Source organism: Thermus sp. (genome assembly GCF_056332225.1).
Map to the genome: position 1 here is coordinate 22,804 of NZ_JBWGQW010000009.1, position 25,996 is coordinate 48,799.

Here is a 25,996-nt window from a genome sequence, read left to right on the forward strand (position 1 = left end):
GAAGTGGACGGGAAAGCGCCGCACCTCCCCGGCGGGGTCGTTCCCCGACTCGTAGGGCATGAGCTTGGCCCGCCCCGGCTTCTTGGGGCCGAGGAGGGCCCCCACCAAAAGGGCCGCCACCCCGACGAAGAGGGCCACCCCCAGGTAGATTAGGATGTTCACGTACTCCGCTATGGGCGCCAAGGTCCCCTCCTTTCGTGCATCCCTTCACGAGCAGGGTCCCCAAATTCCCAAGGACCCGCCCAGGTTCCTGCCCATCTTACTACCTCATCCCCGGGACAAAGGGGTAGGGCTACACCGTGCCCGAGGCTATTGGTGTAGCTCCCCGCGTTATGGGACAAACGCCGCTACACCTCGGTGTAGGTAAGCGCCTCCTGCAGGCGGCGGAAGGCCTTTAGGTCCAGCTCCTCGGCCCGCACTCCCTGGGAAAGGCCCAGGGCCTTTAGGGCCTCACCCACCCGCGCCTTGGAGTAGCCCGCGGCGGCTAAGGCGTTGAGGAGGGTCTTGCGCCGCTTGGAAAAGGCGGCCTCCACCAGGGCGAAAAGCCCTGGGTCGTCCGGGGCCCCCGTGGGGGTGAGGCGCACCAGGCTGCTCCACACCTTGGGCGGGGGGAAGAAGGCCCCGGGGGGGAGGTCAAGGAGCCTTTCCGCCCGGGCGTGGTGGGCGACCCGCAGGGTGAGGACCCCGTAGGCCGGGGTCTTGGGCCTTGCGGTCATGCGCTCGGCCACCTCCTTCTGCACCAGGAAGACCAGGCGGGCGAAGCGCCCGGTTTTGAGGAGGCGGGTGACCAGAGGGGTGGCGATGTTGTAGGGGAGGTTGGCCACGAGGAGGCTTCCTTCCGGCACCTCCTCCCAGGGGTAGAGGAGGGCGTCCTGGAAGACGAGGCGCGCCGGGAGGCCCGAAAGGGTCTCCTCCAGGACGGGCCTAAGGCGCAGGTCCTTCTCTATGGCCGTGACCTGGGCCCCGGCCTCGAGGAGGGCCCGGGTGAGCGCCCCAAGCCCCGGCCCCACCTCAAAGACGGGCCCGGTGAAGGGCCGGGCCGCCTCCACGATGCGGTGGAGGTGGGCCTCCGAGACCAGGAAGTGCTGGCCGAAGCGCTTTTGGGCGAAGAGGCCGTGGCGCAGGAGGAGCTCCCGCACCGCCTTGGGGGAGGCCAGGGGGTTAGCCATGGAGGCGCTTGACCCTAGGCCTCAAGGGCTCCTCCCCGGGGTCAAGCTCCAGGTACTCCCCGAGGTCCAGGGCGTCAATGAGGGCGAACCGCTCCTTGAGGAGCACTCCCTCCCTCATGGGCACGTGCCCGTAGACCCCGAAGCGGTAGCCCATGCGCTCCACGTAGTCGGGGGTGCGGAACCACCAGGTCTTGGGCTCGCTTTGGGCGTAGAAGAGGTCGTCGTACTCCTGAAGCCAGGGCACGGGGCCCACGTGGGCGAAGTGGACCCCCTTTAGCACCAGTTCCCGAGGGAAGGAGGCGAACCAGCGCTTCAGCCCCTCGGGTAGGGGCCGCCCCCCGTGCTCGGGGTGGAACTCCAGGTGCTTGAGGTGGCGGTTGCCCAGGATGGGCTCCCCCTTGAGGGCGGCCTCGTCGTGGTTCCCTAGGAGGATGGTCACGTGGCCTTCCGCCTCCTCCTGGAAGCCCTTCAGGCGAAAAAGCTCGCGGATCTGGGCTCCCGCGGCCAGGCGGAGGTGGGTGGGGTCCTCGGGGTCGTAGGGGGAGAGCCCTGTAAGGCGCTCGTAGTCCCGGAGGGTCTTGGGGTGGACCAGGTCGCCGAGGAGGACCAGGCGCGCCTCGCCCCTCCTCAGGGCCGCCGTGGGGCGGAGGTGGGCGTCGGCCAGCCCCTCGGCCTTGAGGAGGCGCCAAAGGGCGGGGAAGTTGGCGTGGAGGTCCCCGACGGCGATGACCCTCATCCCTTGAGGAGTTTCCGAAGCTCCCCGTAGAGGCTCCGGGTTTCCTCGGGGGTCTTGCCGTAGCCCCCGTATTTGGTGATGATCCGGGCCGCCTCCTTGCCCAGGCCCTTCTCCTTGAGCCTCTCCAGGAGCTGGTCAATGAGGCGGTAGGCCTCGGGCTTTTCCTCTTCTTCCGGGGCCTCGAGGCCCTCCCCCTCGCTCTCGGGGAGGCTTGGGGGGGTGAAGCGGCCCTTCTCGGGGTCGTAGTCCACCCACTGCTTCTCCAGGCGGTAGAGGTACCGCCCCACGCCGAACTTCACCGCCGCCCGCTTGAGGGCGTCGGAGAAAGCGGCCTTTAGAGAGTCCCCCTCCCCCACGTCCTCCTTGGTGACCCCGAGGACGGTGAGGCGGCACTTGACCTCGCAAAGGCGCTCCCGCTTCTCCCCCCGCTCGTCCCCCAGGAGGCGCTCCTGGTCGGAGAGCACCTCGTAGGCATCGTGCCAGCCCTCCGGGCCCACCACCTTGTCCAGCCGGTCCAGTACGGTGCGGGCGTCCACGTAGGGGACCACGAGGGCGCGCCGTTTGTCCCGGGAAAGGGCCTCTATGCGCCACTGCACCTCCCCTTTGGGGAAGGGTTCGGCTAGCTTGCGCCAGACTTCGTCCATAGGTCCAAGTTTACTTTAGCCTTTTCTCACCCTAAAGTTCCTCAGAGGAGGGAAGCTAGAGACATGAAGCGCTGGCTTTGGTTTCTGCCTTTTCTGGCCGTGGCTTGGGCTTTGGAGGTCCGCCTCACCGCCACCCTCGCCTTTGACCTCTTTCCCCAAGCGGTGGTGGTGGAGCGGGTGGCTGAGCCCCAGGGTATCCTGGTGGTCTACAGCTACTCCCGGCCGGAGGCCATCTTCCGCTACCACGACGAGGACCTCCGCCGCCGGGGCTGGGTGCGGGTGAAGTACGAGGTAAAAAAGAACGAGTGGAAGGCGGAGTACCGGAAGGGTAAGGCCAAGGCCACCCTCTCCGTCAAGGACAAGAAGGGCCGGGTGGAGGTGCGCCTTAAAGAAGGGGACTAGACAAGGCCCGGGCCCCTTGCTACCCTAAGGGGCGCGTGGGGCCGTGGCGCAGCTGGGAGCGCGCCTGAATCGCACTCAGGAGGTCACGGGTTCGAGTCCCGTCGGCTCCACCAAAAACCCCCGCCCAAAGGCGGGGGGCAAACGTCTTGGTAGGAGGAGTTGCCGGAAAGCCGTACGAAGAGGGTGTCGGCGGTGTTCCAGATCGTCGGGCTTCCCCGGGAGGACCAGGATTAGCGTTTACGGAGGCGTTACCCTCATACCCTTTTGGCGTGAATCCTTCGCCTAAGCCAAGGCCCTAAGGCCTCTGTGGGCCTTCTTTCCCGGGGCCCCCAGGCTGGCGCAAGCCAGCCTGGGGTGGTATTACAGGCCGAGGAGCCACTCCACGAAGGCGTTCACCACGTCGTTCTCTGCTAGGAGTTCGGGGTTTTCCAGGACCGCTAGGTAAAAGGCGCGGACGAGGTCTGGGGGGGGATCCCTAAGAAGCTCCTGGACGCTTTTTCCCGGGTAGGGTCCCTTCTCCAGAGGGGCGGTCAGGCGGGGGGTGGTGGCCAGGGGAGCGGCCTCCTTGAAGGCTTCCAGGGTTCTCTCCAGGAGGAGGCGCTCCCCGTCCACACCCAGGGCTTCCTTAGGGGTAAGGAGGGGGTTTCCCGAGAGGCCCCGCGCCTCGAGGCCCAGGGCGTAGAGCCTCCGGGCGAGGCTCGGTGGGCCCGCCTCCAGGGAGAGGAGGACTTGGGCCTTCCCGTAGCGGACCTCGAGGGTGTACCGCCCCTCCTCCGGCAGGGTGACGGCGGGGGCCACCTCCTCCAGGGCCGCCGTGAGGGGAGGGAAGCCCAGGGGCTTGGACTCTCGGGCCACCGCCTCCCCCTCCCGCCAGAGGAGGGTTTCCAGGGCCTCCCTGCCCAGGTAGGGGGTTCCCTCCAGGCGCACCACGGGGAAGACCGCCTCCCCTTTGCGGAAGGGCCGGGCGTCCTGGTCTTCGGGGATAAGGGTCAGCCTGAGGACCTGGAGGCGCACCTGGGGGGCCTCGAGGCGGGCCAGGGCCCTCCTGGCGGCGAAGGCGGCGGGGTGCTTGGGGTAGGCCTCGAGGAAGGCCCGGTAGAGGGGTGGGGCCTCCAGGCCCGCCCGCTCCGCCAGGTAGGCCCGGAAGAAGAGGGCCAGGGGCTCTTTCCGTTCCTCCAGGTCCTTCAAGGCCTCGGGGTAGTCCTCGCCCTGGTCCAGCCTCAGGGCCCGGTCGTAGGCGGCCTTGGCCCCGAGGAAGTCCCCGTAGATGGCCCTGAAAAGCCCCAGGTTGTAGTAGGCGGTGGCGTTGGGGTTTAGGCCTACCGCCTTTTCCGAGGCCCGGATGGCCCGGGGGAGGTCCCCGGTGAGGTAGTAAGCCCAGCCCAGGTTGGTCCAGTAGAGCCAGTAGTCGGGGCGGAGGGCGAGGGCTTTGAGGAGGGCTTCCTTGGCCTCCTCCCCCTTGCCCTCCTGGAAAGCGGCGAAGCTCACCTCTTCCCAGGCCGAGGGGAGTTCGGGAAAGGCTTCCGCAAGCTTCCTCGCCGAGGCCTTCCAGCGCTCGTCCTCCAACGCCCGGAAGAGGAGGTGGGCCGCCGTCCTTTCCAGCACGTCCCCTTCCTCCATGGCCTCCGCCAGGGCCAGGGCCTCCTCCTTTTTCCCCTCGGCGAGGAGCCGGAAGGCCTCGTAGGCCCGGGGGAGCCTCCCCTGCCAGAGGAGAAGGAGCCTCTCTGGAAGAAGCCCCTCAAGAAGCCCGCTTCCCCGGCCTTCCTTCAGGTCCAGGGCGGAGCGGTGCAGGGGGTCGGGGTCCTCCCCCTGGGCCAGGGCCCGGAGGCGTGCCTCGGGGAGGGAGGGCTTGGGCAGGGCGCTGAAGCGGGGGGCCAGCCCCTGCCCCTCCAGCCAGAGCCAGGCCACGGCGGGGGAGGGGAAGAGGCCCTCCTTCACCCCTCCTTCCTGGGCCAGGTAGAGGCGCAGGCCGCCCCGCTCCTCCTTTCCCACGAGGAGCCAGGTCGCCCCGGTGATTTCCCGGGCGAGGCGGGCCCCGCCCGGGCTGTAGAGGCCCCCGGCCAGGTCGTACCCGCCCTGCCAGGGGGGGTCGGGAAGGAGGAGGGCGAGGAGGGTGGGGGGCGGGGCCTTCAGCCCTTCCGCGAAGGCCTGGGCCAGGGTGTAGCCCCCTTTCCCCTCAAAGGGCAGCACCAGCCCCTGGGCCAGGGCGAGGCCGAGGAACCAAACGCCTGCGAGGGAGCGCCGCATGGCCTCACTTTAGCGCTTTTCCTTGAGGACGAGGTAAGCGAAGCGGAATAGCCTTGGGGCCCGCCGCCAGCGCTTCGGGTCCAGCCCCACCCTTAGGAGCCACTCCAGGCCAAGCCTCTGGGCCCAAAGAGGGGGGCGCCTGGCCTCTCCCGCCAGGACGTCCAGGGTGCCCCCCACCCCCATGGCCACCCGGGCCTCGAGGTGGGGCTTGTGGCGGTGGATGAAGGTTTCCTGCCTTTCGCCCATGCCCACGAGGAGGAGGTCGGGGGCCGCCTTCCGGATGGCCTCCACCACCGGGACCTCTTCCCGGAAGTAGCCGTGGTGGAAGCCCACCACCCTGGCCCCTAGGCGCTCCGCTTCCCGGGCGGCCCGCTCTGCCACCCCCGGCTTCCCCCCGAGGAGGTAGACCCGAAGGCCGGGAAAGCGGCGGAAGAGGGCCAGGGTGAGGTCCACCCCGGTGACCCGCTCCTTGAGTTCCACCCCCAAAAGGCGCTTCGCCGCCCAGAGGATCCCCACCCCGTCTGGGGTGACGAGCTCGGCCTCGAGGACGGCCCGCCTCAGGGCCTCGTCCTCCTGGGCCCGCACGGCGATCTCCGGGTTTAGGGTCACCACCTGGTGGGTCTTTGCCCCTTGAAGGAAGGCCCCGATGCGTTCCAAGGCCCCCTCCATGTCCACGGGGTCCAAGGGAAGCCCGAGGAGGGTCAGGCGCTCCATGCCACGAACCTCTGGGCGTAGCGGTCCTGGCTAAGGCCGTGGGCCTCCTTGGGGAAGAAGCGGACCTCGGCAAGCTTGGGCACCACGGGGTCCACCCCGATGAGGCTCGCCCAGGCCAGCTCCTCGGTGCGGCCCTGGCGGTGGAGGGCCTGGCCCTCGGGGCTTTGGAAGAGGGCCTCCTGGGGGTCGGGAAAGGCCTTGAGGAGGAGGGCGGGAAGGCTCGGCGGGGCCTCGGGGGCGAGCTTGCGCTCCAGAAACCCCAAGGCCACCGCCGCCGAAAGCGAGGGCTCGGGCGCCCCCGAGGGGCGGAGGGTGGGGTCCTTTAGCCCCCGGGCGGCCTCGAGGACCGCCTTGGCGTTCCTCAGGCTCGCCAGGTACACCTCCTCTTCTTCCGGGAGGAGGCTCGCGTTCAGGGTGGGGGCCGAGAGCACGGCCCGCCTGCCCCGGACCGCGGCGGCCTCCAGGTCCAGGAGGGAGAGCCTCCCGTGGAAGCCCTCCGGGGGAAACCCCTCCACTTCCCCGAGGAGAAGGGCCTCCTCCGGGAAGGCCTCCGCCAGGAGGCGGGCCACCTTCGGCCCCGGGGCCACCCAGACCTCCCGCGCCCCCAAGGCGAGAAGGCGGGTGAGGACGCTTCCCGCGGGCAGGACCTCCACCAGGATCAGGGGACCCCGGGCCGGCCTCAGGCACAGGTCAACCCGGCACACCCCGCCATGATACCCTAGCCTGGGCGTATGCGGCTTAAGGACCTGGGCGAACGGGCCCTCCTCGCGAGGCTCGCCCCCCTGGGCTACCCCAAGGAGGCCCCCCTCCCCCCGGGGGACGACGCCGGGGGGGTGTGGGCGGAGGGGAGGGCCTGGCTTCTCAAGACCGACGGCTTCCTCTACCGGGAGGTGGCCCTAAGGGGCATGGGGCCCTTTGAGGTGGGGTTTCGGGGGGTTTCGGCCACGGCCTCGGACCTCCTCGCCAAGATGGGGCGGCCCCTCGGCTTCACCCTCGGGCTCTTCCTCCCCGAGGACCTGGAGGAGGCCTTCGCCGTGGACCTTGTACGGGGCGCGGCGGAGGCGGCCAGGCGGCTTGGGGCCTTCCTCCTTGGGGGGGACACGAACCGGGGGGAGGAGGTGGCCCTCGCCGTCTCCGGCTTCGCCCTGGCGGAGGCCCCCCTGCCCCGGAGGGCCCGCCCCGGGGACCTCCTCTACTTGGCCGGGAACCGGTGGGGAGGACGGGGGCGGCCATAAGGGCCCACTATGAGGGGCGCTCCTTGGAGGGGTTTCCCGAAATCCGGGAGGCCGGTTTTTGCCCCTTGCCCCGCCTGGAGCTCCTGGCCCTTTCCGGCCTTCCCCGGGGAAGCCTGGACTCCTCCGACGGCCTCGCCGAGACCCTCTGGCAGCTTTCGGAGCTCGGGGTGCGGGTGGAGCTGGAGGCCCTCCCCCTCTACCCCGACGTCCTGGCCTTTGCGGGGAGGGAGGAGGAGGCCCTAGAGCTCGTCCTCTACGGGGGCGAGGAGTTTGAGGCGGTCCTCCTCCTGCCTCCAGAGGCCGAGGGGGAGGCCCTGGAGCGGGCTAGGGGGGCCGGGCTTCCCCTCTTCCGGGCGGGGCGGGTGGAGGAGGGGCAAGGGGTCTACCTCCGGGGGGAGGCGGTGCCCCGCAAGGGGTACGCCCACTTCTAGGCGCTGGCCCTGGTGGGGGCCAGAAAAGCCTCCCCGAAGCCCCAGGTGGGGTATTAGGGGGGAAGAAGCCAGCGGGTCTCCTCCCGGAGGACCCGGGCCAGGCGGGGGCGCCTTTGGGGCAGATTCGCCCACTCTTCCATACCGCTATACTCGGGGCATGCGGGCCTTCAAGGCGCACCTCCGGGGCCTCGCCCCTTACCCCTACAAGAAGGAGGAGGCCCCGGTGAAGCTGGACCAGAACGAAAGCCCCTTTGACCTCCCCGGGGAGCTCAAGGAGGAGGCCCTGAGGCGCCTTAGGGCCATCCCCTGGAACCGCTACCCGGAGATCCACGCGGAAGGCCTAAGGAGGAGGCTTTCCGCCCTTCTGGACTGGCCCGAGGAGGGGATCGTCCTGGCCCCGGGCTCCAACCTCCTGATCCTGGCCTTGAGCCTTGCGGCGGAGGAGGTCTTAGACCTTAAGCCCTCCTTCCCCCACTACGCCCACGCCGCCAAGGTGGCGGGGACGCCCTATGGGGCGGTGCCCCTGGGAGAGGGCTTTACCCTCCCCCTCGAGGCCCTCCTCGCCGCCTTTAGGGGCGGGGTCTTCTTCCTCCCCAACCCCCACGCCCCCACGGGGGCCCTCTTCCCCGAGGAGGCCCTTTGGGCCCTGGCGGAAAGGGCCAAGGAGGTGGGGGGGCTTTTGGTGGTGGACGAGGCCTACCGGGAGTTCGCCGGTACAGACTTCCGCTTCCTCGCCCGGCAAAACCCCCACGTGGCCCTGCTTCGCACCTTCTCCAAGGCCTTTTCCCTGGGGGGGGTTCGCGCCGGGTACCTCCTGGGAAGCCCGGAGGTGGCGGGGGTGGTGCGGGAGGTGCTTCCCCCCTTCGTCCTCCCCGCCCACACCGGGGCCATCCTGGAGGTGGTCCTGGAAAACCCGGGCTACGTGGAGAAGGCGGTGGAGGAGGTGGTGGCCCAGAGGGAGCGGGTCTACCGGGAACTCCTCGCCCACCCCACCTGGCGCCCCTACCCGAGCCGCGCCAACTTCCTCCTGGTGAAGACCCCGGACGCGGAGGAGGCCTTCCGCCACCTCCTCGCCCAGGGCGTCCTGGTGCGCAGGCAGGACCGCTACCCGGGGCTTGAGGGGTGCCTCCGGGTCACCATCGGCCGGAAGGAGGAGATGGACGCCTTCCTCAAGGCGGCCTTTGGGGTGGCCTATGCGTGAGGCCCTGGTGGAGCGGGCCACGGCGGAGACCTGGGTCCGGCTCCGCCTCGGCCTGGACGGGCCCCCTGGGGGGAAGGTGGCCACGGGCCTCCCCTTCCTGGACCACATGCTCCTCCAGCTCCAGCGCCACGGCCGCTTCCTCCTGGAGGTGGAGGCCAAGGGGGACCTCGAGGTGGACGTGCACCACCTGGTGGAGGACGTGGGCATCGCCCTGGGAATGGCCCTGAGGGAGGCCCTGGGGGAGGGAGTGGGCCTGGAGCGCTACGCCGAGGCCTTCGCCCCCATGGACGAGACCCTGGTGCTTTGCGTCTTGGACCTCTCGGGGAGGCCCCACCTGGAGTACCGCCCCGAGGCCTGGCCCGTGGTGGGGGAGGCGGGCGGAGTGAACCACTACCACCTGCGGGAGTTCCTGAGGGGCCTGGCGAACCACGGGCGGCTCACCCTCCACCTGAGGCTCCTTTCGGGAAGGGAGGCCCACCACGTGGTGGAGGCGAGCTTCAAGGCGTTGGCCCGGGCCCTCCACCGGGCGACCCGCCTCACGGGGGAGGGGCTTCCCAGCACCAAGGGGGTGCTTTAACCCCCACGGGGCCGCTTCGCCTCGGCTTAACATGCGGGAGAGGATGAGGGCGCTCCTCATTGACTACGGCTCGGGAAACCTGAGAAGCGCCGCCAAGGCCCTCGAGGCCGCGGGCTTCTCCGTGGCGGTGGCCCAGGACCCCAAGGCCCACGAGGAGGCGGACCTCCTCGTCCTCCCGGGGCAGGGCCACTTCGGCCAGGTGATGCGGGCCTTCCGGGAAAGCGGCTTTCTGGAGCGGGTCCTCCAGCACCTAGAAAGGGGCCTCCCCTTCCTCGGGATCTGCGTGGGGATGCAGGTCCTCTACGAGGGGAGCGAGGAGGCTCCGGGGGTGAAGGGCCTCGGCCTTTTCCCGGGGAAGGTGCGCCGCTTTAGGGCGGGGAGGGTGCCCCAGATGGGCTGGAACGCCCTGGAGTTCGGCGGGGCCTTCGCGTCCCTTTCGGGGCGCCACTTCTACTTCGCCAACGCCTACTACGGCCCCCTCACCCCCCACTCCCTGGGGAGGGGGGAGTACGCGGGCACCCCCTTCACCGCCCTCCTCGCCAGGGAAAACCTCCTCGCCCCCCAGTTCCACCCCGAGAAGAGCGGGAAGGCGGGGCTCTCCTTCCTCGCCCTAGCCCGCCGCCACTTTGAGGTCCTCTAGGGTGACGAGCCGCCCCTGGGCCCCGATGGCGGTGGCGGCCAAGGCGCCCGCCAGGTTGGCCAGGCGGCCCGCCTCCACGGGGCTTAGGCCCTCCAGGACGGCGTGGGCGAAGGCGGCGGTGTAGGCGTCCCCGGCCCCGGTGGAATCCACGATGTCCTCCACCGGGAAGGGCTCCAAAAGCTCTTCCCCTTCCGGGGTGACCAGGATGGAGCCCATGGCTCCCACCTTGATGGCGAGGCGGGAAAAGCCTTCCCGCCTAAGCCGCTCCACCCCCTCGGAAAGGGAAGAGGCCCCCGTGAGGGCCAAAAGCTCCGTCTGGTTCATGAGGAGCCAGCTCACCCCCCGGAGGTGCTTCAAGAGTTCCCCTCCCGCCGCCCGCACCGCTCCCGTCCCCAGATCGGCGAAGATGGGCATCTCCCGTCTCCTTGCGGCCTCGAGGACCTCCGCCGCGTAGCTCCGGGAGGGCCCCCCCAAGAGGGCGTAGGCGGAGAGGACCACGGCGTCCGCTTGGTCCAGGTAGCGGGGCTTGAAGAGCGAAGGGTCCAGGTGGCGGCTTGCCCCTTCGGCGCTCACCATGGCCCTCTCCCCCCCGGGCACCACCAGGACGAGCACCGAGCTCGTGGTGTGCTCGGGGTCCTCCTGCAGGTACCTTAGGTCCACCCCCACCTCCCGCACCCGGCTTAGGGCGAGCTCGGCGAAGGGGTCCTTCCCCACCCGGCCCGCCAGAAAGACCCGGTGGCCTAGGCTTGCCAGCTGGGCCGCCAAGGTTCCCCCGGCCCCTCCCGGCTTCATCAGGGCCCGGCGGGCGGGGAGCTCCTCCCCGGGCTCGGGTATGCGCTCCACGAAGAAAAGCAGGTCCACGGAAACGTCCCCCAACACGAAAAACCGCATCTTTCCCCCTTTCCCAGGCAAAGGCTTTTGCCCTCACTATACCGCAAGGGCCCCGTTGCTTTGCCTCCAAGCTTACCGCCCCAAAATGAGAAAAGCATAACAAGCCTCCGGCAAAGCCTTGGGAATCCCCCTTGCTTAACCCAAGGGGGGGTTCCCGGGGCCCCCATGCCGGGGGTGGTCCTAGAACCTGCGGTCCACCACCAGGCCCCCTTCCAGGGCCTCCACCAGCTCGGCCTCGTCCACCCTGAGGCCCGTGGCCTTCTGGATGGCCTCAAAGAGGCCGGGGGGGACCTTGTCCGCCTTAAGGCGCAGGACCAGCTTGTCCGTGCCTTCCAGCTTCCTCTCCACCACCACCTGGAAGCCCTTCGGGTCCAGGCCGAAGCCCGCCAGGAGGGGGGCGAGCTCCGTGGGGTAGAGCTTGACCCCCTTCACCTTCACCATCTGGTCCGTGCGGCCGAAGACCCCCCGGGGAAGCACCGTGAGGCCCTCCCGCCTTTCGGCGATGGCCAGGTCCCCGGTGCGGAAGCGCAGCATGGGCATGAGGGTGCGGCTTAGGGCGGTGACCACGAGCTCCCCCTTTTCCCCGTCCGCCACGGGGCTCAGGGTCTCGGGATCCAGCACTTCCAAAACGGCCATCTCCGGGATCTCCCAAAGCCCGTCCTTCTCCATCCGCTCCCCGGCCACGATGCCGAGCTCGCTGGTCCCGTAAGCGTCCAGGGCGGTGCCGCCCAGGAGGGCCTCCACCTTCTCCCTAAAGCCGGGCACGGAGGTGAAGGGCTCCCCCCCGGCCAAAAGAAGGGGGAAGCGCCCCCCCGCCTGCCCCACCTTTAGGGCGAAGGAGGGGTTGGTCACCAGGACGTCAAACCCGTAGGTCCGCCCGATCTCGGCGATGCGGGTGGCCTCCCCGGGCCCGTGGGGGAGGACCAGGTTCCCCGCCCGCCAGAGGGCCTGGTGGAAGAGCCACCCCCCGGCATAGACGTGGTAGCTGAAGGCCACGAGCACCTTCTTGCCCACGACGCCGAGCCTTTTGTAGTGCTCCGCCAGGGCCTCGGCCTGGTAGCGGAGGTCCTCCTGGGAGAGGTACTCGGGCATCCATCCTAGGGCGGGGCTTGGGGTGAGGTGCATGAGGCTCGCCCCTTCGGGGGGCCTGGGGTTTTCCCTAAGGAAGGCCACCCACTCCTCCCGGGTGGTGAGGGGGAGGGAAGGGAGGTCCTTTAGGGTGAGCTTTTCCGGGTCTATTCCCCGGAGCTTTTCCGCGTAGACGGGGTGGGCTTTGGCCTTCCGAACCACTTCCCTTAGCCTGGCCGCGCGGTCCATGCCTTACCTCCTTAGGTGCCAGGATTATACCCTGGATGCGCCCCAGCCGGGCTAGAGGCGGTCCCCAAGTAGGGAGGCGAGCTGGGCTAGCCCTTCCCCCAAGGCCTCGAGGCCGTCCCGTCTCAGGGTGATGTGCCCCACCTTGCGCCCGGGGCGCACCGCCTTGCCGTACCAGTGGAGGTGGGCCCCCTCCACCCTCAGCACCTCCCCGAAATCGGGCCTCTCCCCGATGAGGTTCACCATGGCGCTGTAGCCCCTTGAAGCGGTGCTCCCCAAGGGGAGGCCGAGGAGGGCCCGGAGGTGGTTTTGGAACTGGCTCGTCTCCGCTCCCTCAATGGTCCAGTGGCCGGAGTTGTGCACCCGGGGGGCCATCTCGTTGAAGAGGAGCTCCTCCCCCACCTGGAAGAACTCCAGGGCGAGGACGCCCACGTAGTCCAGGGCCTCGAGGGCCCTTAGGGCGTAGCCCTCGGCCTTTCGCCTGAGGGCTTCCGAGGCCCCGGGGGCCGGGGCCAGGGAGAGGCGGAGGATCCCCCCCCGGTGGCGGTTTTCCACCAGGGGGTAGAAGGCCACCTCCCCCGTCCGGCTCCGCACGGCGAGAAGGGAGACCTCCCGGTCAAAGGGGACGAAGGCCTCGAGGAGGAGCCCCTGGCCTCCCAGGGCCTTCAGGGCTTCCCGGGCCTCTTCCTCCGTGCGGGCGAGGGCCTGCCCCTTGCCGTCGTAGCCCCCTCGCCTGGTCTTGAGGAGGGCGGGAAGGCCCACCCGCCTTAGGCCCTCCTCCAGGTCCAGGGGGCCCTCCACGGGGTGGAAGGGAGGGGTGGGCACCCCGAGGCCCCGCATGAAGCTCTTCTCCCGGAGGCGGTCCTGGGCCACCTCCAGGGCCCGGGGCGGAGGGTAGAGGGGAACCGCTTCCGCCAGGCGCCGGGCCGCCTCCACGGGAACGTTCTCAAACTCGTAGGTGGCGAGGTCAAGCCCCTCGGCGAAGCGCAAGAGGGCCCCTTCCTCCAGGAACTCCCCCACCACGAGGGGCCCCACCTGCCCGGCGCAGGCCTCGGGGGAGGGGTCCAGAAAGCGGAAGGAAAGCCCCAAGGGGTAGCCCGCCAGGGCCAGCATCCGCCCGAGCTGCCCTCCGCCCAGAACGCCGATCCTCACGCTTCCTCCCGGGGGTCGGGGTGGGCGAGGACGGCCTCGGTCTGGGCCTTGCGGTAGGCCTTGAGCCTTTCCATGACCTCGGGGTGCTTGAGGCCCAGGATGCTCGCGGCGAGGAGGGCGGCGTTCACCGCCCCCGCCCGCCCGATGGCCAGGGTGCCCACGGGGACCCCCGCGGGCATCTGGACGATGGAGAGGAGGGAGTCCAGCCCCTTTAGGGCCCGGCTTTCCACCGGCACCCCCAGGACGGGCAAGGCGGTGTGGGCCGCGGTCATCCCGGGGAGGTGGGCCGCCCCCCCGGCCCCGGCGATGATCACCTGGAGCCCCCTCTCTTCGGCGGTCTTGGCGTACTCCGCCATGAGGTCCGGGGTGCGGTGGGCGGAGACGACGCGCACCTCGTAGGGGATGCCCAGGGCCTCGAGGGTCTCCGCCGCGTGGCGCAGGGTCTCCCAGTCGGAGCGGGAGCCCATGATGAGGCCTACCAACGGCGCCATCGTACCGGATTGTAAAAGCCCCTCCTGGGGTTGTAAAGGTAGGGGGATGGATACCTTGGAGCTCCTTCGCCTAAACCTCTTTTCCCCCATGGTCCTGGCCTTCTTCCTGGGGGCCCTGGCCCGGTGGCTCAAGAGCGATCTCGCCTTTCCCGAGGCCCTCTACACCGCCCTTTCCATCTACCTCCTCTTCGCCATCGGCTTTAAGGGCGGGGCGGAGCTTTCCCGCACGCCTCTGGCCCTGGTGCTCCTTCCCGCCCTCTTCACCCTGGCCCTCGGGCTTTTCCGGCCCTTCCCCGCCTACCTCCTCGCCCGGCGGTTCCTCAGGGTGGGCCGGGAGGACGCCGCCGCCCTCGCGGCCCACTACGGCTCGGTTTCGGCGGTGACCTTTCTCGCCGCCCTCACCTTCGTCCAGGCCATGGGGCGGCCCGCCCCGGGCTTCATGCCCACCCTGGTAGCCCTGTTGGAGGTGCCGGGCATCGTGGTGGCCCTCTCCCTCGCCAAGCGGGGTGGGGGGAGGTTCGGGGAGGCGCTTCGCGAGGTCCTCGCCGGGAAGAGCGTGGTCCTCCTCCTCGGGGGGCTTTTCATCGGCTTCCTTTCCGGGGAGGAGGGGATGAAGAGGGTGAGGGCCTTTTTCGTGGACCCTTTCTACGGAGCCCTCACCCTCTTCCTCCTGGACCTCGGGATGGTGGCGGCCTCGAGGCTTTCCGTCCTGCGGCAGGTGGGCCTCCGGCTCGTCCTCTTCGGCGTGGGGCTCGCCCTCTTCCACGGGGCCCTGGGGGTCTACCTGGGCCACCTGGCGGGCCTGGGGGTGGGCGGGGCCGCAGTGCTTGGGGCCATGGCGGCGAGCAGCAGCTACATCGCCGCCCCCGCCGCCGTGAGGATCGCCCTCCCCGAGGCGAACCCCAGTTTGTACCTTTCGGCGAGCCTCGCCGTCACCTTTCCCTTTAACCTGATCCTGGGGATCCCCCTTTACCACGCCCTGGCGGTCCTTTGGGGAGGTTAGGCATGAACCTGGTGCCCTTAAAGCTCGTGACCATCGTGGCGGAAAGCCTCCTGGAGAAGCGGCTGGTGGAAGAGATCAAGCGCCTCGGGGCCAAGGGCTACACCATCACCCCGGCGAGGGGGGAGGGCTCCCGGGGGCTTAGGAGCGTGGACTGGGAGGGGCAGAACATCCGCTTGGAGACCGTCGTGAGCGAGGAGGTGGCCCTAAAGATTCTGCAAAGGCTTCAGGAGGCTTACTTCCCCCACTACGCCGTCATCGCCTACGTGGAGAACGTCTGGGTGGTGCGCGGGGAGAAGTACGTGTGATCCCGCCTCATGCGGGCTTGCGCCCGCATGGGGGCCCTGGAGAAGGCCTGGGCGGCGGGCCCTACCCGGCGCGGGAGGGGCGCCGGGAGAGGAGAAGCCCCATCCCCCCGAGGAGGAGAAGTCCCAAGAGGATGGCCCAGAGGGGGAGGTGCCGCCCCAGCAGGTAGCCCAAGAGGAAAAGCCCCTGGGTCCAGAGGAGGCTCCCCAGGGCCACAAGGGGGAGGTAGCGGGCCAAGGGGAAGCCCCAGGCGCCGAAAAGGAAGGGCACCAGGGTGCGCACCCCCCCGAGGAAAGGGGCGAGGAGGAGGACCAGGGGACCAAAGCGGAGGGCCAGGCGCTTGCCCTTTTTCCAGAGGTCCTCGGGGAAGCGCCGCCTGAGGGCCTTTCCCCCGTAGCGCCCCAGGGCGTAGCCCAGGAGGTGGCCGAGGAAGCTTCCCAGGAAGAGGAGGGGGAGGAGGGGAAAGGGCCTAAGGCTTCCTTCCGCGGCCCAGGCGCCCAAGGCGAGGAGGAGGGTGTCCCCCCCGGGCACGAAGAGACCTATGGGAAGGCCCGTCTCCAGAAAGAGGGAGAGGGGGGCGAGGAGGAGGAGGGCGTTCATGCGGGGGCGGGCTTGCGGGTGGCCCAGAGGGTGCCCAGGAGGAGGACGGCGAGAATGAGGAGGCTGAAGGCCTCCTTATCCAGCCCCAGGGCGAGCTCGGGGCGGCCTAGGACCTCCTTCATCAGCTTGTCCCACCCGCCCACGGCGAGCTTCGCCCCGGCGAGGCCCACCACCAGGTAGGCCAGGTGCTTGAACCGGGGGTAGCGGTCAAGGAGCGTTACCACCAGGCTCGCCAGCATCCTGAGGGCGAGGATCCCCAGGAAGACCCCGGTGTAGATGACCCAGAGCTTCTCGGAGAGGGCCACGGCCACCAGGACCGAGTCCACGGCGAAGGCCAGGTCCATGAGCTCCACCTGGGCCACCACCTTCCAGAACTGGGCCGCGCTCGCCTCCAAGGGCGGGGGGGCGTGGGCCTCTTGGGGGCTTAGGAAGTGCTTCAGGGCGATGTAGAGGAGGTAGGCCGCCCCCAGGGCCTGCACCCACCAGAGCTGGATGACCAGGCTCGCGAAGAGGAGGGCGAGGCCCCGGAGGACATAGGCCCCGAGGATCCCGTAGAAGAGGGCCTTCCGCCTCAAGGCTGGGGGGAGCTTCTGGACGATGACCCCGAGGATGAGGGCGTTGTCCGCCGAGAGGAGGACCTCTAGGACGATAAGCGTCAGGATGGCCGCGAGGGCGCCCGTGAGTTCCATGCCTTACCTCCCAAAAGAAAAGGCCACCGCCCAGGCGGTGGTCTTGCCCGGACCCTCCCGGGTCCCCGGCCTCCCGGGGCCCTTGGGCCCGTCCTGACGGGAGGCCGGTTTGGGGCTACTCCCCAACCGGGAAGCAGTATACCCCAAAAGGTGGGCCGGTGGGGGGCGGGGCCTGGGGCCTTTGGCTATACTTGGGCTCATGGACGAGGCGAAGGTCTCCCAGGAGGCGGCCCCGGCCCTGCCCACCAAGGAGCAGGTCCTCGAGGCCCTGAAGGTGGTCTACGACCCGGAGATCCCCGTGAACATCGTGGACCTGGGCCTGGTCTACGACGTGCAGGTCCACGAGAACGGGGTGGTGGACATCACCATGACCCTCACCGCCATCGGCTGCCCCGCCCAGGACGTGGTGAAGGCCGATGCCGAGATGGCGGTGATGCGCCTCCCCGGGGTGCAGGGGGTGAACGTGGAGTTCGTCTGGACCCCGCCCTGGACCCCCGCCAAGATGACCGAGGAGGGGAAGCGCATGATGCGCATGTTCGGCTTCAACGTGTAGGGGGTCATTTTCCCCTGGCGCCCTCCCTTGGGCCGTGGGAGAATGGGCCCATGCCGGTTAGCCGCTACTACGACGTCAAGCGGGATGGGCGGGGCGAGCGCTACCTGGAGCCCTACGTTTCGGGCTTTCTTCTCCTCAGGCTTCCCCTCCTCAACAAGGGCACGGCCTTCACCGAGGAGGAAAGGCGGGCCCTGGGCTTAGAGGGCCTCCTTCCCCCCCACGTGAACACCCTGGAGGAGCAGAAGGAGCGGGTCTACCGCCGCTACCGCCTCATCCAAAGCCCTCTGGAGAAGCACATCTACCTGCGCCACCTCCAGGACCGGAACGAGGTCCTCTTCTACGCCCTCTTGGTGGACCACCTGGAGGAGATGCTCCCCATCCTCTACACCCCCACGGTGGGGGAGGCGGTGCGGGAGTTCTCCCACATCTACCGCTACCCCCGGGGCTTCACCGCCAGCACGAGGAACATTGACCGCGTGGAGGAGGCCCTGCAAAACGTCCCCTTGGAGGAGGTGCGCCTCATCGTGGCCACGGACTCCTCGGCCATCCTGGGCATCGGGGACCAGGGCTACGGGGGCATGGCCATCGCCATCGGCAAGCTCACCCTCTACACCGCCGTGGGCGGGGTGGGCCCCGACAAGACCCTGCCCGTGGAGCTGGACGTGGGCACCGACCGGGAGGACCTCCTAAGGGACCCCCTCTACCTCGGGGTGCGGCACAAGCGCCTTAAGGGGGAGGCCTACTTCCGCTTCCTGGACCGCTTTGTGGAGGCGGTGAAGCGGCGCTACCCCAAGGCCCTCATCCAGTGGGAGGACTTCGCCAAGGAGGCGGCCTTCCAGGTGTTGGAGCGCTACCGCAAGGTGGTCCCCTCCTTCAACGACGACATCCAGGGCACGGGGGCGGTGGCCCTCTCCGGGGTCCTCTCCGCCTGCCGCCTAAAAGGGGAGAGGCTTTCCGAGCAGGTGGTGGTGGTCTACGGGGCGGGGGCCGGGGGGATCGGGGTGGCCTGGGCCCTGGTGGAGGGGATGAAGCGGGAGGGCCTAAGCGAGGAGGAGGCCAAGGCCAGGGTGCTGGTGCTGGACTCCAAGGGCCTCTTGGTGGAGGGCCGACCCATGGAGGACTACAAAAAGCCCTACGCCCAGAAGCCCGGGCGCCTAGAGGGCTGGCGCTTCGCCGGGGGGGTCCCGAACCTCCTGGAGACCATCGCGAACGCCCGGGCCACGGTGCTCCTTGGCCTTTCCGGCCAGGCGGGGAGCTTCAACGAGCCCGTGGCGCGGGCCATGCTGGAGAACACCCCCCGCCCGGTGATCTTCCCCCTCTCCAACCCCACCTCGGCCTCGGAGGCCCTCCCCGACGACCTCGTCTACTGGACGGAAGGGAAGGTCCTGGTGGCCGCGGGAAGCCCTTTTCCCCCGGTGGGCTTCAAGGGGGGGACCATCCCCGTCGGCCAGGGAAACAACGCCTTCATCTTTCCCGGGCTTGGCCTCGGGGCGGTCCTCGCCCGGGCCCGGGAGGTGACGGACGGGATGGTCCTCGAGGCCGCCTACGCCCTCTATGACTACACCGCCCGGCACTTTCCCGACCTCCTCTACCCCCCCGTGGCCCACCTGCGGGAGGTCTCCCCCTACGTGGCCGCCCGGGTCATGCAAAAGGCCTTGGAGGAGGGGGTGGCCGAGGAGGAAAGGGTCCAGGGGCTCTCCCTGGAGGGCCTCCTGGACTTCGTCAGAAGCCGCTTCTGGGAGCCCCGGTACCTTCCCTACCGCCCCGCCCCGGTAATCTAGGGGCATGGCCTGGCGCCTCGTGAGCCTCGAGCCCGCCCGGTTCCAGGAGGGGCCTCCCCTAGACCCGGAGCCCGAGGCCTTCCACCCCCTGGAGGAGCCCTGGGAGGCCAAGCGGGGAGGCGAGGCCCCCTGGCCCGAGCCCCTTTACTTCGTGGACGGGAAGGAGCGGGCCGAGGCCCTCCTTTCCCAGGGCCCCCGCCTGGCCCTCCTGGGGTGCGTGGCCGCGGGGGCGGTGGCCCTGAAGGGGGGGAGGGTGGAGCTTTTGAGCCTCAGGGTGCGCCGGGTGGGGGTGGGGCTGGAGGAGGCCCTTGGGGCGGGGGAGCTCCTCTACGAGCCCGTGCCGGCCTTGGGGGAGGGCCTGGAAGGGCTCCAGGCGGGGCTTCGCGCCGCCCGGGAGGCCCTGGAGCGGGAGGTGGCCTTGGGGCTTCGGGGAGGGCTTCTCGTGGTGGACGGCCCCGTGCGCCTCCTCCGGGAAGGCCCCCTCATGGGCTACATCAAGACCCACTGGGCCCGCTACCTGCCCAAGGAGCGGGAGGCCCTCCTCGAGGCCCTGGCCCCGGGGGAGCGCACCCCCGCCTTCCGCGTCCACCGGAAGGGCCTGGAGCTTGCGAGCTGGTACCTGCGCCTTCCCCTGCCCCCAGAGGGGCTTAGGCCCCCCTTGGCGGGGCTTTTGCGGGTGGAGGCGCCCCTTTCCGGGCCCTTCCTGGAGCTCGCCGACCTCTCCTTGGGGCTCTTCCCCAGCCTGGCCTCCCACCCGGTCAAGGACCCCAGGGCCCCGCAGAACCTCCTGCCCGTGGGGAGGCTGGAGCGGGAGCTCGCCCGCAGGATGGGGAGGCCCGAGGTGGTGGGCCGCCTTCTTTCCAGGCATTTAGGAGGTGGGAGGTGAAGCGCATCGGCGTGGTCTTGGGAAGCCGGGAGGCCACCCCCTTGGAGTTCTGGGTGGGGGTGGAGGGGGAGGGGCTTTTGCGCCTGGACGACCTGGTGCTGGTGGAGGGCTTCCACCCCCAGGTGGGCCGGGTGCGCTACTTCGGCATGGTGGACCACGTGGCCAAGGTCCACGAGGGGGAAAGCTACGATACCGACACCTTCCTGGCGGTGGAGGGGAAGATCCCCGTGAGCCTGGCCTACGTGGCCCACGTGAGCGTGACCCGCATCCTCCCCGAGGAGTTCTTCCCCCCGGACCCGGGCTCCCCTGTCTACCTCGCCGAGGGCGAGGCTTTGGAGCTCGCCCTCTACTACGAGGCCATGCGCAACCAGCGGGGAAGCACCAAGCTCCCCGCCGGGCTTTTAAAGAACGGGGAGGTGGCCTACCTCAACCTGGAGTTCCTGAACGGGGTGAAGGGGGGGCACGTGAACATCTCCGGCATCAGCGGGGTGGCGGCCAAGACCAGCTACGCCACCTTCCTCCTCAAAAGCCTCCTGGAAAGCGGGGTCCTGGAGGACGCCCACCAGGCCCGGGTCCTCCTCTTCAACGTCAAGGGGGAGGACCTCTTCTTCCTGGACAAGCCCAACGCCCGCCTCACCGAGGAGGCCAGGCGGGCCTACCAGCGGCTCGGCCTCCCCGCGACCCCCTTCGGGAGCGTGGCCTTCCTCGCCCCTCCCAAGAAGGAGGGGTACGTGCCCGACCTGGACTCCCGCCTGGAGGGGGTCAGGGCCTACCACTGGGACCTGGTCCAGTTCTGCCAAAGGGGCCTCCTCCCTTTCCTCTTCGCCGACCGGGGCCTCATGACCAACCTGGGCTTTTTGGTCCAGCACCTCACGGAGAAGCTCCGGCACCTCGCCGAGGGGCAGAAGGGCCCCTACCTCCAGGTGGGGGACTGGCCCCGGGAGGACCTTCCCGAGGAGGTGAGCTTTGACGCCCTGGGGAAGGTGCGCTTAAGGAGCTTTTCCGACCTGGTGCGCTACCTGGAGTACAAGCTCCTCGGCCCCGAGACCGGGGAAGGGGAGGGGGATAAGGCCTGGACCGCCCGCCAGGCCAAGGGGACCCTCGAGGCCTTCGTGCGGCGCCTACGGGCGAGCGTGGAAAACGTGGCCCACCTGGTCCGGGGGGACCGGCCGGGGAAGCCCCCGGACCCCCTTTCGGGGGAGGCCCAGGTGCACGTGGTGGACCTGGCCAAGCTCTCCCCCCAGGCCCAGATGTTCGTGGTGGGAAGCCTCCTCAAGGACCTCTTTGAGAGGAAGGAGCGGGGGCGGTACCGGGGAAGGGTCTTCGTCGTCTTGGACGAGCTCAACAAGTACGCCCCCCGGGAGGAGGAAAGCCCCATCAAGGACGTCCTCCTGGACATCGCCGAGAGGGGCCGCTCCCTGGGGGTCATCCTCATCGGGGCCCAGCAGACGGCGAGCGAGGTGGAGCGCCGGGTGGTGGGAAACGCCGCCATCCGGGTGGTGGGCCGCCTGGACGCCGCCGAGGCCGAGCGCCCCGAGTACCGCTACCTCCCCGCCTCCTTCCGCCAAAGGGCCCTCATCCTCCCGCAAGGGGCGGTGATCCTCCACCAGCCCGAGATCCCCGTGCCCCTCCTCGTCCACTTCCCCTTCCCCGCCTGGGCCACCAAGCGGGAGGAGGTCCTGGAGGACAACTCCGCCGAGGCCTTGAGGCGGGAGCTTTTCGGGTAGGATGGCCTTGCCATGAGGAAGACCCCGCTTTACCAGGCCCACCTGCGCCTCGGCGCCCGGATGGTGGACTTCGCCGGGTACCTCCTCCCCCTCCAGTACACCTCCATCCTCGAGGAGCACCTTTCCGTGCGGCGGGGGGCGGGCCTCTTTGACGTGAGCCACATGGGGGAGTTTCTGGTCCGGGGAGAGGACGCCCTCGCCTTCCTCCAGTGGGCCACGGCGAACGACGCGGCCAGGCTCAAGGTGGGAAGGGCCCAGTACTCCATGCTCCCGAACGCACGGGGCGGGGTGGTGGACGACATCTACCTCTACCGCCTGGGGGAGGAGGAGTACCTCATGGTGGTGAACGCCGCCAACATCGCCAAGGACCTCGCCCACCTCCAGGGCCTGGCCAAGGGGTTCAGGGTGGAGCTTCTGGACCTCTCCGAAAAGACCGCCCTCCTCGCCCTCCAGGGCCCGAAGGCGGCCTCCCTCCTCCAGGGGCTTACCGATCTGGACCTTTCCCAGAAGCGAAAGAACGACGTCTTCCCCGCCCGGGTAGCGGGGCGGCCCGCCCGCCTCGCCCGCACCGGGTACACGGGGGAAGACGGGTTTGAGCTCTTCCTGGCCCCGGAGGACGCCGAGCCCGTGTTCCTGGCCCTCCTCGAGGCCGGGGCCACCCCTTGCGGCCTCGGGGCCCGGGACACCTTAAGGCTCGAGGCGGGCTTCCCCCTCTACGGCCACGAGCTCACCGAAGAGACCAACCCCCTCTGCACCCCCTGGAGCTGGGTGGTGAAGCGGGAGAAGGACTTCCTGGGCAAGGAGGCCATGCTGGGCCAGGCCTGCCAGGAGAGGCTCGTGGGCCTGGTGCTGGAGGCCGGGGTTCCCCGGGAGGGGTACCGGGTGCTTTCCGAAGGCCGCCCCGTGGGCCGGGTGACGAGCGGGGGGTACTCGCCCCTTCTGGAAAAGGGCATCGCCCTGGCCTACGTGGAGGAGGGGGCGGAGGGGTCTTTCGCGGTGGAGGTCCGGGGCCGGGCCGTCCCCGCCCGCCTTAGCCCTCTCCCCTTTGTGCCGCTAAAATAGCGGGGGTTAGGAGGCGCTATGGACATCCCGAAGGACCGCTTTTACACCAAGACCCACGAGTGGGCCCTGCCCGAAGGCGACACGGTGCTGGTGGGCATCACCGACTACGCCCAAGACGCCTTGGGCGACGTGGTCTACGTGGAGCTACCCGAGGTGGGCCGGGCGGTGGAGCAGGGGGAGGCGGTGGCCGTGGTGGAGAGCGTGAAGACCGCCTCCGACATCTACGCTCCCGTGGCCGGGGAGGTGGTGGAGGTGAACCCCGCCCTGGAGAAGAACCCCGAGCTCATCAACCAGGACCCCTACGGGGAGGGCTGGATCTTCCGCCTCAAGCCCCGGAACATGTCCGACCTGGACGGGCTTCTGGACGCAGGGGGTTACCAGGCGGCCCTCGAGGCCGAGGCGTGAGGCGGGCGCCCCTTAGGGTAGAGGAGCTCCTGTAGTCCCGGGGCAAATGGCCCTGGGGTTTTGCCTAAGGATAGAGCCATGGACTACACGCCCCACACGGAGGAGGAGATCCGGGAGATGCTGAGGCGGGTGGGGGCGGAATCCCTGGAGGACCTCTTCGCCCACCTGCCCAAGGAGATCCTGAACCCCCCCATAGACCTTCCCGAGCCCCTCCCGGAGTGGAAGGTCCTGGAGGAGCTTAGGCGCCTCGCCGCCCAAAACCTCCCCGCCCACAAGGCCTTTCTGGGGGGTGGGATAAGGAGCCACCACGTGCCCCCCGTGGTCCAGGCCCTGGCCGCACGGGGCGAGTTCCTCACCGCCTACACCCCCTACCAGCCCGAGGTGAGCCAGGGGGTTCTGCAGGCCACCTTTGAGTACCAGACCATGATCGCCGAGCTCACGGGCCTGGAGATCGCCAACGCCTCCATGTACGACGGCTCCACCGCCCTCGCCGAGGGGGTGCTCCTCGCCCTCCGGGAGACGGGGCGGATGGGGGTTTGGGTCTCCCAGGGGGTCCACCCCGAGTACCGCGCGGTGCTTCGGGCCTACCTCGAGGCCGTGGGGGCCACCCTCAAGACCCTTCCCCTGGAAGGGGGGAGGACCCCCGTGCCCGAGGTGGGGGAGGAGGTGGGGGCGGTGGTGGTCCAGAACCCCAACTTCCTGGGCGCCCTGGAGGACCTAAGGCCCTTCGCCGAGGCCGCCCACGCTGCGGGGGCCCTCCTCGTGGCCGTGGCCGACCCCCTCTCCTTGGCCCTCCTCAAGCCCCCGGGGGCCTATGGCGCGGACGTCGCCGTGGGGGACGGGCAGGTCCTTGGCCTCCCCATGGGCTTCGGTGGCCCCCACTTCGGGTATCTGGCCACCAAAAAGGCCTTCGTGCGCCAGCTTCCGGGAAGGCTCGTCTCCGAGACCGTGGACGTGGAGGGGAGGCGGGGCTATATCCTCACCCTCCAGGCCCGGGAGCAGTACATAAGGCGGGCCAAGGCCAAGAGCAACATCACCACCAACGCCCAGCTCACCGCCCTCATGGGGGCCATGTACCTGGCGGCCTTGGGCCCCGAGGGGCTTAGGGAGGTGGCCCTGAAGAGCGTGGAAGCGGCCCACAAGCTCCACGCCCTCCTCCTGGAGGTCCCGGGGGTCAGGCCCTTCACCCCCGAGCCCTTCTTCAGCGAGTTCGCCCTGGTCCTTCCCAAGGAACCGGAGGCGGTTCGGGAAGCCCTCGCGGAGCGGGGCTTCCACGGGGCCACCCCGGTGCCCGAGGAGTACGGAGAAAGCCTCGCCCTCTTCGCCGCCACCGAGCTCCACGAGGAGGAGGACCTCTTGGCCTTCCGTGAAGCCCTTAAGGAGGTGCTGGCGTGAGCTACCCCTTGATCTTTGAGCGAAGCCGCAAGGGCCGCCGCGGCCTCAAGCTCGCCAAGGACGTGCCGCGGGCCGAGGACTACATCCCGAAGGCCTTCCTCCGGGAGGCCCCGCCCCGCCTCCCCGAGGTGGACGAGCTCACCCTGGTGCGCCACTACACCGGGCTTTCCCGCCGCCAGGTGGGGGTGGACACCACCTTCTACCCCTTGGGCTCCTGCACCATGAAGTACAACCCCAAGCTCCACGAGGAGGCGGCAAGGCTTTTTGCCGACCTCCACCCCTACCAGGACCCAAAGACGGCCCAGGGGGCCTTAAGGCTCATGTGGGAGCTCGGGGAGTACCTGAAGGCCCTCACGGGCATGGACGCCATCACCCTGGAGCCCGCCGCCGGGGCCCACGGGGAGCTCACGGGGATCCTCGTCATCCGCGCCTACCACGAGGACCGGGGGGAGGGGAGGACCAGGCGGGTGGTCCTGGTCCCGGATTCGGCCCACGGCTCCAACCCCGCCACCGCCAGCATGGCGGGCTACCAGGTGCGGGAGGTGCCCTCGGGGCCCGACGGAGAGGTGGACCTCGAGGCCCTGAAGCGCGAGCTCGGCCCCCACGTGGCCGCCCTCATGCTCACCAACCCCAACACCCTGGGCCTCTTTGAAAGGCGCATCCTGGAGATCTCCCGCCGGGCTAAGGAGGCCGGGGTCCAGCTCTACTACGACGGGGCCAACCTGAACGCCGTCATGGGCTGGGCCAGGCCCGGGGACATGGGCTTTGACGTGGTCCACCTGAACCTCCATAAGACCTTCACCGTGCCCCACGGCGGGGGCGGCCCCGGCTCCGGTCCCGTGGGGGTGAAGGCCCACCTCGCCCCCTACCTCCCCGTGCCCCTGGTGGCCAAGGGGGAGGGGGGCTTCTACCTGGACTTTGACCTCCCCAAGAGCATCGGGAGGGTGCGGAGCTTCCACGGGAACTTCCTGGCCCTGGTCCGGGCCTGGGCCTACATCCGCACCCTGGGGCTAGAGGGCCTCAAGAAGGCCGCGGCCCTCGCCGTGCTCAACGCCCGCTACCTGAAGGAGCTCCTCAAGGAGAGGGGCTACCGGGTCCCCTACGACGGGCCCACCATGCACGAGTTCGTGGCCCAGCCCCCCCCGGGCTTCCGCGCTTTGGACCTCGCCAAGGGGCTTTTGGAGCTCGGCTTCCACCCGCCCACGGTCTACTTCCCCTTGATCGTCAAGGAGGCCCTCATGGTGGAGCCCACGGAGACCGAGAGCAAGGAGACCCTCGAGGCCTTCGCCGAGGCCATGGGGGAGCTTTTAGGGAAGCCCCGGGAGTGGCTGGAGGGCGCCCCCTACTCCACCCCGGTCCGCCGCCTGGACGAGCTTCGGGCCAACAAGACCCCGAAGCTCACCTTCTTTGACGAGGGTTAAACCCCTTGCCGGGGCCCCCATGCTGGCTTGGGCCAGCACGGAGTGGGATTAAAGCCCGAAGTAGGCCCGGGCCGCTTCCACGTCCCGGGCGATCTGCGCCTTTAGGGCCTCGAGGGAGGGAAAGCGCCTCTCCTCCCGGAGGCGCTTGAGAAAGCGCACCCGCACCTCCTCCCCGTAAAGCTCCCCGGCGAAGCCAAGGAGGTGCACCTCCAAGCGCCTTTCCTCTCCCCCCAGGGTGGGGCGGGTGCCCACGTTGGCCACCCCCTTGTAGCGCCCGAAGGCCCCTTCCGCCTCCACGGCGAAGACCCCAGGGGGAAGGACCTTAAG

General features: G+C 69.5%; 28 protein-coding genes, 1 tRNA gene and 1 pseudogene. 16 read left to right on the top strand and 14 right to left on the bottom strand.

The window, feature by feature from the left end:
* The 4 genes from AC01Y6_RS03220 to AC01Y6_RS03235 form a co-directional block, all read right to left on the bottom strand.
* Positions 1-183: NADH-quinone oxidoreductase subunit A (locus AC01Y6_RS03220; protein ID WP_476670195.1), on the bottom strand; the 183-nt coding region annotated here is incomplete at its 3' end.
* 164 nt (positions 184-347) lie between these two features.
* A complete protein-coding gene (gene rsmA, locus AC01Y6_RS03225; RefSeq protein ID WP_476670196.1) occupies positions 348-1,169 on the bottom strand; it encodes a 16S rRNA (adenine(1518)-N(6)/adenine(1519)-N(6))-dimethyltransferase RsmA in 822 nt (273 codons plus the stop codon).
* Positions 1,162-1,905, bottom strand: a complete 744-nt coding sequence (locus tag AC01Y6_RS03230; RefSeq protein WP_347241563.1) for a metallophosphoesterase — start codon at positions 1,903-1,905, stop codon at positions 1,162-1,164. The genes rsmA and AC01Y6_RS03230 overlap by 8 nt, the downstream gene beginning before the upstream one ends.
* Positions 1,902-2,549, bottom strand: coding sequence for a Rad52/Rad22 family DNA repair protein (locus AC01Y6_RS03235; protein WP_476670198.1), 648 nt, complete (start codon positions 2,547-2,549; stop codon positions 1,902-1,904). Before AC01Y6_RS03235 ends, AC01Y6_RS03230 begins: the two co-directional genes overlap by 4 nt.
* Before the next feature lie 63 nt (positions 2,550-2,612).
* Between AC01Y6_RS03235 and AC01Y6_RS03240 the strand changes: the two genes are divergently transcribed.
* Positions 2,613-2,951, top strand: a complete 339-nt coding sequence (locus tag AC01Y6_RS03240) for a hypothetical protein (RefSeq protein WP_347241561.1) — start codon at positions 2,613-2,615, stop codon at positions 2,949-2,951.
* A gap of 37 nt (positions 2,952-2,988) precedes the next feature.
* A tRNA-Ala gene (locus AC01Y6_RS03245) sits at positions 2,989-3,064 on the top strand.
* Between the two features lie 247 nt (positions 3,065-3,311).
* Here the strand turns inward: AC01Y6_RS03245 and AC01Y6_RS03250 are convergent.
* From AC01Y6_RS03250 to AC01Y6_RS03260, 3 genes are read right to left on the bottom strand one after another with little or no spacing between them, the layout of a single operon-like run.
* A complete protein-coding gene (locus tag AC01Y6_RS03250; RefSeq protein WP_476670200.1) occupies positions 3,312-5,198 on the bottom strand; it encodes a tetratricopeptide repeat protein in 1,887 nt (628 codons plus the stop codon).
* Positions 5,199-5,207: 9 nt separating this feature from the next.
* Positions 5,208-5,912 (bottom strand): WecB/TagA/CpsF family glycosyltransferase, encoded by a 705-nt coding sequence (locus AC01Y6_RS03255; protein WP_476670202.1) that lies wholly within the window; start codon positions 5,910-5,912, stop codon positions 5,208-5,210.
* Positions 5,900-6,616, bottom strand: a complete 717-nt coding sequence (locus AC01Y6_RS03260) for a 2-phosphosulfolactate phosphatase (RefSeq protein ID WP_476670204.1) — start codon at positions 6,614-6,616, stop codon at positions 5,900-5,902. Before AC01Y6_RS03260 ends, AC01Y6_RS03255 begins: the two co-directional genes overlap by 13 nt.
* Before the next feature lie 27 nt (positions 6,617-6,643).
* Here AC01Y6_RS03260 and AC01Y6_RS03265 point away from each other — a divergent pair.
* The 4 genes and pseudogenes from AC01Y6_RS03265 (at position 6,644) to hisH (ending at position 9,996) form a co-directional block, all read left to right on the top strand.
* Positions 6,644-7,578, top strand: a pseudogene (locus tag AC01Y6_RS03265) (thiamine-phosphate kinase).
* Positions 7,579-7,735: 157 nt separating this feature from the next.
* The gene (locus tag AC01Y6_RS03270) at positions 7,736-8,779 is read left to right on the top strand and encodes a pyridoxal phosphate-dependent aminotransferase (protein ID WP_476670206.1); all 1,044 of its coding nucleotides are present in this window, start codon (positions 7,736-7,738) and stop codon (positions 8,777-8,779) included.
* Positions 8,772-9,356: an imidazoleglycerol-phosphate dehydratase HisB gene (hisB, locus tag AC01Y6_RS03275; RefSeq protein ID WP_428722131.1), complete on the top strand. Its 585-nt coding sequence runs from the start codon at positions 8,772-8,774 to the stop codon at positions 9,354-9,356. Before AC01Y6_RS03270 ends, hisB begins: the two co-directional genes overlap by 8 nt.
* Before the next feature lie 43 nt (positions 9,357-9,399).
* Complete coding sequence (gene hisH / locus AC01Y6_RS03280; protein ID WP_476670207.1) at positions 9,400-9,996, top strand: imidazole glycerol phosphate synthase subunit HisH; 597 nt, start codon at positions 9,400-9,402, stop codon at positions 9,994-9,996.
* Here the strand turns inward: hisH and AC01Y6_RS03285 are convergent.
* From AC01Y6_RS03285 to purE, 4 genes are all read right to left on the bottom strand, one after another.
* Positions 9,967-10,887 carry a carbohydrate kinase family protein gene (locus tag AC01Y6_RS03285; RefSeq protein WP_428720879.1) on the bottom strand — a complete coding sequence of 307 codons (921 nt, stop codon included), beginning with the start codon at positions 10,885-10,887 and terminating at the stop codon, positions 9,967-9,969. The two genes, hisH and AC01Y6_RS03285, sit on opposite strands and share 30 nt — an antisense overlap.
* Positions 10,888-11,067: 180 nt before the next feature.
* Positions 11,068-12,204, bottom strand: a complete 1,137-nt coding sequence (locus tag AC01Y6_RS03290; RefSeq protein ID WP_476670209.1) for a phenylacetate--CoA ligase family protein — start codon at positions 12,202-12,204, stop codon at positions 11,068-11,070.
* A gap of 51 nt (positions 12,205-12,255) precedes the next feature.
* The gene (locus AC01Y6_RS03295) at positions 12,256-13,353 is read right to left on the bottom strand and encodes a 5-(carboxyamino)imidazole ribonucleotide synthase (RefSeq protein ID WP_476670210.1); all 1,098 of its coding nucleotides are present in this window, start codon (positions 13,351-13,353) and stop codon (positions 12,256-12,258) included.
* Complete coding sequence (purE, locus tag AC01Y6_RS03300; RefSeq protein ID WP_476670212.1) at positions 13,350-13,844, bottom strand: 5-(carboxyamino)imidazole ribonucleotide mutase; 495 nt, start codon at positions 13,842-13,844, stop codon at positions 13,350-13,352. The genes AC01Y6_RS03295 and purE overlap by 4 nt, the downstream gene beginning before the upstream one ends.
* Before the next feature lie 46 nt (positions 13,845-13,890).
* Here purE and AC01Y6_RS03305 point away from each other — a divergent pair, with 46 nt between their 5' ends.
* Complete coding sequence (locus AC01Y6_RS03305; RefSeq protein ID WP_476670214.1) at positions 13,891-14,847, top strand: sodium-dependent bicarbonate transport family permease; 957 nt, start codon at positions 13,891-13,893, stop codon at positions 14,845-14,847.
* A gap of 2 nt (positions 14,848-14,849) precedes the next feature.
* Entirely contained in the window at positions 14,850-15,152 is a 303-nt protein-coding gene (locus AC01Y6_RS03310) for a P-II family nitrogen regulator (protein WP_428715268.1), read from the top strand.
* A gap of 61 nt (positions 15,153-15,213) precedes the next feature.
* On the opposite strand, the gene AC01Y6_RS03315 is transcribed toward AC01Y6_RS03310, so the two are convergent.
* Entirely contained in the window at positions 15,214-15,750 is a 537-nt protein-coding gene (locus tag AC01Y6_RS03315) for a DedA family protein (protein WP_476670216.1), read from the bottom strand.
* Positions 15,747-16,439 carry a TerC family protein gene (locus AC01Y6_RS03320; protein WP_428720636.1) on the bottom strand — a complete coding sequence of 231 codons (693 nt, stop codon included), beginning with the start codon at positions 16,437-16,439 and terminating at the stop codon, positions 15,747-15,749. The genes AC01Y6_RS03315 and AC01Y6_RS03320 overlap by 4 nt, the downstream gene beginning before the upstream one ends.
* 199 nt (positions 16,440-16,638) lie before the next feature.
* Here AC01Y6_RS03320 and AC01Y6_RS03325 point away from each other — a divergent pair, with 199 nt between their 5' ends.
* The 8 genes from AC01Y6_RS03325 (at position 16,639) to gcvPB (ending at position 25,669) form a co-directional block, all read left to right on the top strand.
* Positions 16,639-16,992, top strand: a complete 354-nt coding sequence (locus tag AC01Y6_RS03325) for a metal-sulfur cluster assembly factor (protein ID WP_347241299.1) — start codon at positions 16,639-16,641, stop codon at positions 16,990-16,992.
* Between the two features lie 50 nt (positions 16,993-17,042).
* The gene (locus AC01Y6_RS03330) at positions 17,043-18,773 is read left to right on the top strand and encodes an NAD-dependent malic enzyme (protein ID WP_476670218.1); all 1,731 of its coding nucleotides are present in this window, start codon (positions 17,043-17,045) and stop codon (positions 18,771-18,773) included.
* A 4-nt stretch (positions 18,774-18,777) separates the two neighbouring features.
* Positions 18,778-19,659 carry a DNA double-strand break repair nuclease NurA gene (locus tag AC01Y6_RS03335; protein ID WP_476670220.1) on the top strand — a complete coding sequence of 294 codons (882 nt, stop codon included), beginning with the start codon at positions 18,778-18,780 and terminating at the stop codon, positions 19,657-19,659.
* Positions 19,656-21,386 carry an ATP-binding protein gene (locus AC01Y6_RS03340; protein WP_476670222.1) on the top strand — a complete coding sequence of 577 codons (1,731 nt, stop codon included), beginning with the start codon at positions 19,656-19,658 and terminating at the stop codon, positions 21,384-21,386. The genes AC01Y6_RS03335 and AC01Y6_RS03340 overlap by 4 nt, the downstream gene beginning before the upstream one ends.
* A 12-nt stretch (positions 21,387-21,398) precedes the next feature.
* Complete coding sequence (gene gcvT, locus AC01Y6_RS03345) at positions 21,399-22,448, top strand: glycine cleavage system aminomethyltransferase GcvT (RefSeq protein WP_476670224.1); 1,050 nt, start codon at positions 21,399-21,401, stop codon at positions 22,446-22,448.
* A gap of 18 nt (positions 22,449-22,466) precedes the next feature.
* Positions 22,467-22,853: a glycine cleavage system protein GcvH gene (gene gcvH, locus AC01Y6_RS03350; protein WP_428719785.1), complete on the top strand. Its 387-nt coding sequence runs from the start codon at positions 22,467-22,469 to the stop codon at positions 22,851-22,853.
* Positions 22,854-22,931: 78 nt separating this feature from the next.
* Positions 22,932-24,248 (top strand): aminomethyl-transferring glycine dehydrogenase subunit GcvPA, encoded by a 1,317-nt coding sequence (gene gcvPA / locus AC01Y6_RS03355; RefSeq protein ID WP_476670225.1) that lies wholly within the window; start codon positions 22,932-22,934, stop codon positions 24,246-24,248.
* Positions 24,245-25,669 (top strand): aminomethyl-transferring glycine dehydrogenase subunit GcvPB, encoded by a 1,425-nt coding sequence (gene gcvPB / locus AC01Y6_RS03360; protein WP_476670227.1) that lies wholly within the window; start codon positions 24,245-24,247, stop codon positions 25,667-25,669. Before gcvPA ends, gcvPB begins: the two co-directional genes overlap by 4 nt.
* A 48-nt stretch (positions 25,670-25,717) precedes the next feature.
* On the opposite strand, the gene AC01Y6_RS03365 is transcribed toward gcvPB, so the two are convergent.
* Positions 25,718-25,996 (bottom strand): riboflavin kinase (locus AC01Y6_RS03365; protein WP_476670229.1); only part of this gene is annotated, 279 nt, incomplete at its 5' end.

What these genes read in the sequence shown, in the direction of transcription:
- AC01Y6_RS03255 (WP_476670202.1), bottom strand. Translation starts at nt 5,912, where the DNA reads ATGGAGCGCCTGACCCTCCTCGGGCTTCCCTTGGACCCCGTGGACATG.
- AC01Y6_RS03285 (WP_428720879.1), bottom strand. Translation starts at nt 10,887, where the DNA reads ATGCGGTTTTTCGTGTTGGGGGACGTTTCCGTGGACCTGCTTTTCTTC.
- AC01Y6_RS03335 (WP_476670220.1), top strand. Translation starts at nt 18,778, where the DNA reads ATGGCCTGGCGCCTCGTGAGCCTCGAGCCCGCCCGGTTCCAGGAGGGG.
- gcvH (WP_428719785.1), top strand. Translation starts at nt 22,467, where the DNA reads ATGGACATCCCGAAGGACCGCTTTTACACCAAGACCCACGAGTGGGCC.
- AC01Y6_RS03250 (WP_476670200.1), bottom strand. Translation starts at nt 5,198, where the DNA reads ATGCGGCGCTCCCTCGCAGGCGTTTGGTTCCTCGGCCTCGCCCTGGCC.
- AC01Y6_RS03315 (WP_476670216.1), bottom strand. Translation starts at nt 15,750, where the DNA reads ATGAACGCCCTCCTCCTCCTCGCCCCCCTCTCCCTCTTTCTGGAGACG.
- AC01Y6_RS03240 (WP_347241561.1), top strand. Translation starts at nt 2,613, where the DNA reads ATGAAGCGCTGGCTTTGGTTTCTGCCTTTTCTGGCCGTGGCTTGGGCT.
- AC01Y6_RS03290 (WP_476670209.1), bottom strand. Translation starts at nt 12,204, where the DNA reads ATGGACCGCGCGGCCAGGCTAAGGGAAGTGGTTCGGAAGGCCAAAGCC.
- AC01Y6_RS03310 (WP_428715268.1), top strand. Translation starts at nt 14,850, where the DNA reads ATGAACCTGGTGCCCTTAAAGCTCGTGACCATCGTGGCGGAAAGCCTC.
- rsmA (WP_476670196.1), bottom strand. Translation starts at nt 1,169, where the DNA reads ATGGCTAACCCCCTGGCCTCCCCCAAGGCGGTGCGGGAGCTCCTCCTG.
- AC01Y6_RS03235 (WP_476670198.1), bottom strand. Translation starts at nt 2,549, where the DNA reads ATGGACGAAGTCTGGCGCAAGCTAGCCGAACCCTTCCCCAAAGGGGAG.
- AC01Y6_RS03330 (WP_476670218.1), top strand. Translation starts at nt 17,043, where the DNA reads ATGCCGGTTAGCCGCTACTACGACGTCAAGCGGGATGGGCGGGGCGAG.
- AC01Y6_RS03230 (WP_347241563.1), bottom strand. Translation starts at nt 1,905, where the DNA reads ATGAGGGTCATCGCCGTCGGGGACCTCCACGCCAACTTCCCCGCCCTT.
- AC01Y6_RS03320 (WP_428720636.1), bottom strand. Translation starts at nt 16,439, where the DNA reads ATGGAACTCACGGGCGCCCTCGCGGCCATCCTGACGCTTATCGTCCTA.
- AC01Y6_RS03325 (WP_347241299.1), top strand. Translation starts at nt 16,639, where the DNA reads ATGGACGAGGCGAAGGTCTCCCAGGAGGCGGCCCCGGCCCTGCCCACC.
- gcvT (WP_476670224.1), top strand. Translation starts at nt 21,399, where the DNA reads ATGAGGAAGACCCCGCTTTACCAGGCCCACCTGCGCCTCGGCGCCCGG.
- hisB (WP_428722131.1), top strand. Translation starts at nt 8,772, where the DNA reads ATGCGTGAGGCCCTGGTGGAGCGGGCCACGGCGGAGACCTGGGTCCGG.
- purE (WP_476670212.1), bottom strand. Translation starts at nt 13,844, where the DNA reads ATGGCGCCGTTGGTAGGCCTCATCATGGGCTCCCGCTCCGACTGGGAG.
- AC01Y6_RS03270 (WP_476670206.1), top strand. Translation starts at nt 7,736, where the DNA reads ATGCGGGCCTTCAAGGCGCACCTCCGGGGCCTCGCCCCTTACCCCTAC.
- gcvPA (WP_476670225.1), top strand. Translation starts at nt 22,932, where the DNA reads ATGGACTACACGCCCCACACGGAGGAGGAGATCCGGGAGATGCTGAGG.
- hisH (WP_476670207.1), top strand. Translation starts at nt 9,400, where the DNA reads ATGAGGGCGCTCCTCATTGACTACGGCTCGGGAAACCTGAGAAGCGCC.
- AC01Y6_RS03305 (WP_476670214.1), top strand. Translation starts at nt 13,891, where the DNA reads ATGGATACCTTGGAGCTCCTTCGCCTAAACCTCTTTTCCCCCATGGTC.